This is a genomic window from Deltaproteobacteria bacterium (assembly GCA_020848745.1).
Taxonomy (GTDB): Bacteria; Desulfobacterota; Binatia; order UTPRO1; family UTPRO1; genus UTPRO1.
The window spans coordinates 1-5,583 of the sequence record JADLHM010000126.1; the positions used below are offsets into that span (position 1 = coordinate 1).

At 63.6% G+C, this 5,583-nt stretch carries 5 protein-coding genes; 2 read left to right on the forward strand and 3 right to left on the reverse strand.

Annotation, left to right across the window (positions count from 1 at the left end):
• Positions 1-646, forward strand: a 646-nt coding sequence (locus IT293_18570; GenBank protein ID MCC6766667.1) for an MBOAT family protein, incomplete at its 5' end; no start/stop codon positions are given.
• Between the two features lie 157 nt (positions 647-803).
• Here the strand turns inward: IT293_18570 and IT293_18575 are convergent.
• The 3 genes from IT293_18575 to IT293_18585 all read right to left on the reverse strand — a co-directional run bounded on the left by IT293_18575 (position 804) and on the right by IT293_18585 (position 4,275).
• Positions 804-2,204, reverse strand: a complete 1,401-nt coding sequence (locus IT293_18575) for an MBOAT family protein (protein MCC6766668.1) — start codon at positions 2,202-2,204, stop codon at positions 804-806.
• Positions 2,191-3,321, reverse strand: coding sequence for a hypothetical protein (locus IT293_18580; protein MCC6766669.1), 1,131 nt, complete (start codon positions 3,319-3,321; stop codon positions 2,191-2,193). The genes IT293_18575 and IT293_18580 overlap by 14 nt, the downstream gene beginning before the upstream one ends.
• 123 nt (positions 3,322-3,444) lie before the next feature.
• Positions 3,445-4,275, reverse strand: coding sequence for a methyltransferase domain-containing protein (locus tag IT293_18585; GenBank protein ID MCC6766670.1), 831 nt, complete (start codon positions 4,273-4,275; stop codon positions 3,445-3,447).
• A 6-nt stretch (positions 4,276-4,281) separates the two neighbouring features.
• Between IT293_18585 and IT293_18590 the strand changes: the two genes are divergently transcribed.
• The coding region (locus IT293_18590; protein MCC6766671.1) for a sulfatase-like hydrolase/transferase at positions 4,282-5,583 on the forward strand (1,302 nt) is incomplete at its 3' end.

A 5,583-nucleotide genomic window follows, 5' to 3' on the forward strand; every position in this document is an offset into this window, starting at 1 on the left:
CGACGGGCTGGAGCGGATTCTCTTCGGCTTGTCGAAAAAGCTCATCGTCGCGGATTCGGTTGCCCGCCTGACCGCGCCCGTCTGGCAGGATCCCCTCCAGTACGATCCCGGGATTCTGTGGTTGGCAGCGTACGGCTATGCGGTGCAGATCTACGCAGACTTCTCCGGATACTCCGACATTGCCATCGGCAGCGCCAAACTGCTTGGCTTCAAGGTCGAAGAGAACTTCAATTGGCCATACCTGCGGCCCAATATCCGCGAATTTTGGCGGAACTGGCACATGTCTCTGACGTCATGGATCACGGACTATTTGTACATTCCCCTCGGCGGGAATCGCCGCGGAGAACGAAGAACAAACGTCAACACCATCGTGTCCATGAGCCTCTGCGGGCTGTGGCATGGCGCCGCATTGCATTTCGTCGCCTGGGGCTTCTATCACGGAGTCGCCATTTGCATTCAGAGAACCTACAGCCGCTGGAGAGATCGAACCTTCCCCACCCTACACCACGTCTTTCCACGAACGCGCCAGGCAGTTGCCACCGTGTTCACGTTTCACGTCGTCGTGATCGGATGGATGTATTTTGTTCTCAATGCGGTGACCGCAACACGCGTAATCTGCAAAATGCTCCTCTTGCCACCAGCGTAGGCGTGACGATGACGATGACGATACTGCGTATATGCCTCAAGGCCGTCTTGTACATCTCATTGATATTTCTTTGTTTCCTGTTTTCCCCGGATGTTCCCGTGCAGTTCATCTACACAGAGTTCTAGCTTCCTCGTCGGAAAGCTCGGAGCGAGCTCCGTTAGAACTGGAAGTAGATGAACTCCCCGCCGAAGCCGCCGAGGAGCAGTACGACTCCCACCGCAAGGCCGATCGCGAAGCTCTCGATGGCAGCGGGCACCCCGGTCGCGGTCCAGGCCTGGAGACGCGTCTGATTCTCCCGGATCGCGCGTTCGCACCAGTGGAGCCCTACGCACACCGCGATGACCGCGCACTGAAAGATCGGCCAGGGGCTACGCCAGGGTCCAGCGACGAGCTGGAGCAAGAACGTCGTCGCCTCCCCGAAGGTCGGTGCGCGAAAGAACACCCACAGCACGCAGATCACGTTGAAGAGAAGTACGATGCGCACGATGTCAGTCACCGCGAGCGGGCGCTCGGGGTCCTGGCGGCTTCCGCCCACCATCCGATGGGCGACCAGCAACAGTCCGTGCAATCCGCCCCAGATCAGAAAGTTCCATCCCGCACCATGCCAGAGTCCGCCCAGCAGCATGGTCAAGAACAAATTGATATACACCCGGGCCGGATGAACGCGATTTCCGCCGAGCGACACATACAGATAGTCGCGGAGCCATTGCGACAGCGTCATGTGCCAGCGACGCCAAAATTCACTCGGATCGCGGGCGAGGTACGGCTCGCGAAAGTTCATCGGGAGCTCGTAGCCAAGGAGCAACGCACAGCCCCGGCCGATGTCCGTATATCCGGAAAAGTCGAAATAGATCTGGAAAGCGAACGAGTACATTGCCAGCAGGTGATCCGGAGCCGGGGCGAAGCCGGGCGAAGTAAAGACCGCGTTCGCGTACGGAGCGAGCAGCGTGTCGGCAAACACGACCTTCTTGCTCAAGCCCGCCGTAATCAGCCAGAGCGCCCGATGGGCGCGTCCTCGATCGAGATATCCGCCACTGCGTAGCTGCGGAATCAACTCCGAGCCTCGCAGGATCGGTCCGGCGATCAGGTGCGGGAAGAACGTGACGAAAAGCGCATACTCGGAGAACGAGCGCGCGTGGATGCCCCGGTGTCGATAGGCATCGATCGCTAAGCCCATCATCATGAACGTCACGAATGAGATTCCGAGCGGCAGGAGCACGCCCGGAGGCTGCACCGAGACACCGAGGCGATCGAGAATGTGGGCTGACGAAGAGACCAGGAAGTCGGCGTACTTGAAGTACGCGAGTGTCCCCAGGCTAAGAATCAGCGAGATCGCGAGGTAGAGCCGCGCATGAGCGGTACGCACGACGCCGAGAAGCAGCCCATAGTTCACGAGGATCATCAGCAGGAGCAACAATACGTACTGTGGGATCCATGCTGCGTAAAAGACGAGACTGGATACGAGCAACCATCCAGCGCGCATCGGCTTGGGAAGCGACCAGAAAACGCCCAAGACTACGATGAAGAAGGATGCGAACGTGAAGCTATTGAACAGCATCCGAAGACGCTCCCGCCGATGAGAGAAGATCCCGAATGACGGGCGCCACCTGCTGCGCCACCAGCAGCGGACCATCCCCTGGCTGATCGGTTGCGAAGTGCCCCCCGCCGTCCCGAAATCCGGCGTCGGGCAGCAGGGCGTGGAGGTCCAGCAACACCGCACCGTGCGCACCGCAGACGGTCCGCAGCGTGTGAACCGTCCGCGCCAGTCCTTGTTCGTCGAGGATCCCGACCTTGCGCATCCACTCCACGTTCACCGGGGTCAGATACACGAGGATCGGGATGCGCTTGTCGGCAAACTCCTCCAGGATCGCCGCGAACAGCTCGAGGGGGGGATGATCTGCGTGAACCCCATCGAGCGCCGGCTCGTACAAATCGCGGAGCACTTTGGCGTTCAGCCGATCAGATCTCCCTTCGGCAAACGCCAGCGGGATCGGGGGCATCCCGGTGACTTTCGAATCCGCCGGAAGCCCCTCCCAGCGTCTCTGAGCGGCGCCCCGGAGCGCGTCCAGTCCGTTGCCGGTTCGCACCTGCTCGACGCGGTAGGCGTGCCAGGGTTCGAGTGCGCCCACCTGCCAAAGCGTCACGTAGAGGAGCAGGCGATCGAAGGTGACGTTCCACCAATAGAGCGGCTCCGAGATCGCTTGCGGCAACTCTCGCGGCCGGAGGAGCGCCAGCATCTCCGGACGGGCGAGACTGTCGCGCCAGCGCCGAGAAAGCCACTGTAGGTTGAACGCCAGCACCGCCGCATCCGGCCGTGCATCGGCGATTCGCCGCGCCAACGGGTAGTATTCGAACGCCGACATGCCGAGCGCGGCGAGACTATCGACGCGGACCCGCTGCGCGCTCGATGCTCGCAGCGTCTGATCGAGGCGATCGACGACCGTCCGCCCCTGCTCATAGGCCACCACGGTCGAGTCGCCCATGACGACGATTCTCATTCCGCCGGGGACGAACGCGCGCGCCGCCTCGGAGAGGCGCCCGGGCATGTTCCGTGCGATGTCCAGCGTGGTGGGCGGTGGCGGAATCGCCGCAGCCGTGAGCCAGTCGAGCATCGCCACGACGGCGGCAGTCGCGCCCAGCGCGCCGATGCAGAGCCGGGTCAGAGCGCGCCACATGAACCGCCGCTTGATGATTGAGGATCGCAGGAAGATCGTCTCGTGCTCAGAAGTTGCGAATGCTCGCGCGGTCGGACGGCTTGTACACGCCCGACGCCAAAGGCGAAAGCTCGGGATCGCGCATCATTCAGGACAGATCGCTATCACCGCCAGCGAAACGCCGAACGGCAAGCCGGTGTAAACCGCCAGCGAGGACTCGACCCGATAGACGCCCGTGAGCAGCCGATTGAGCCACGCGGGAACGACGCCGAGGTCGGCCCCTTCGGACTCCGCGTTGGTAAGTCGGCGCGCCAAACGGATTGCGACCGTGACGGGAAAGATCGCACAACTCGCCCACCCCAGGTAGGCGATCTGCAGCGGAGAATCACGGAGGAGCGCCTTCAAGGTCCGTCTCGTGTAGCGCCGTTTGTGCTCCAGCACCTCGTCGTGACGGCTCCAGAGCGAAGGCCACGCGGGAACGTGGATCGCCAGCGCACCGCCCGGAGCGAGCACACGGCCGAGCTCGCGCAGGAATCCGGCGTCGTCGGTCACGTGCTCCAAGACATCGAGGGCGAGAACGACGTCGAATGCACCGTCGCGGAACGGTAGGCCCGCCGCATCCGCAGCCACCCGGGTAGCGATACCGCGCTCGCCCACGAAGCGCAGCGCGTGGAGGCTACGATCGCAGGCGCACACTCGGCCATCGGCGCTGAAGTCGACGGCCGTGGCGCCGGCGCCGCAGCCGACGTCCAAGATCCGCAGTCCCGGTCGTCGCAGTCGCTCCCCGAGCAGGCGGCGCATGAGGAGACGTTTGCCCGAGAACCACCAATGCGTGGCTTCCGTGGCGTACATGTCTTCGATGTCACGTGGCTGCATCGCTTTCCTTGCCCGGGAACGAATCCCTCTCCTGCGACTAGCCGCGACCGGCGCCGGAATCCAGAGTCGCGCAGGAGCTTTCCGCGGCCCGTCCGGCACGATCGGTTGCAGGGGCGTCGGGTTGTGGGCAGAAGAGGCTTCCGCATGCCTACAGCCACACGAGCACGTGGCGACACGCGAGCCGATGGACGGCTTCGCCGTCCGATCGGCTTCCGCCGCTCCAGCACGACGCTGTTGATGTTCTTGGCATGCACGATCGGCTGTCGAGGTTCGACGCCGCAAGGCCATTCCGAGCGACTCGTCGATCCCGGGCACCGCGCCCGAATGATCGCCGATTTCGGGCGCGGGCCAGTGCCGCTCCCAGGCACGACGTCTTCGCCGGCGAGCGATGCGGGAACGGCCGGGTTTCCGCGGGTTCCGATCGCGGACGATACCCGTCTGGTCCTGGCGGCACCGGCGAGCGGCATACTGATGCTGCGGCAGCATCTCCAAGTTTCACCGACCGGCGCGGTTCACGAGACCGTGCGTGCCGACGAAGTGTTCGCGGGATCCTCGCATCTCCTCCTGATGCCGCGCGTCCAGGTCGGCGCGCAATGGACGGATCTCGACCCTCGCATCGTGAAACTGGAGACCCGAGAAGGCGCGCCGCATGCGACCGTCGATCTTCGGCTCCCCGCAGCCACGACAGGCCACACGATACAGCTGGTGGTCATGGCCACGGCGATCGACTGGGGACCGCAAATCTCGCTGCGGACCGCGCCGGTGCGGATTCCAAAGGATGCGAGGCTCGAGCTCGCAACCGGGGTGCTCGAGCCGAGCTGGCACCAGGGGCCCGTGCAGTTCGTAGTGGAAGCCTGCGGAGACCAGGCGTGCACGCAGCTCTACGAAACCAACATGGATCCAGCACGAGAATCGGATCGGAGCTGGCGGGACGCGTCAGTCGCCCTCGATGCATACGTCGGCAAAAACGTGTCTCTCGTCTTCCGGTCGAAGCTGTCCCCACTTACCTCCGAGCAATTCTCGCTGCCGGTGTGGGCGAATCCGACGATCCGGGTTCCGCGGAAGGCGGATCGATCGACGCCCAACGTCGTCCTTCTGTCCGTCGATACGTTGAGCGCCCGCCACTTGCCGACCTACGGATACTTTCGCGATACCGCACCCATTCTCGCCAAGGAGTTCGAGCGCGGCGGCACGGTGTTCGACAATTGCGTCGCCGCCGCGACGTCGACGCCGCAAGCGCACATGTCGATGTTCACGGGATTGCATCCGCTGGAACACGGAATCACGGCCGGCGTGGAGGTTCTCGATCCGGCGATCCTCACGGTGACCGAGCAGGTCCGCACCGCGGGCGTAGCGACGGGCGCCGTGACCGAAGACGGCTGGCTCGCCGCGGGGACCGGCTTCGAG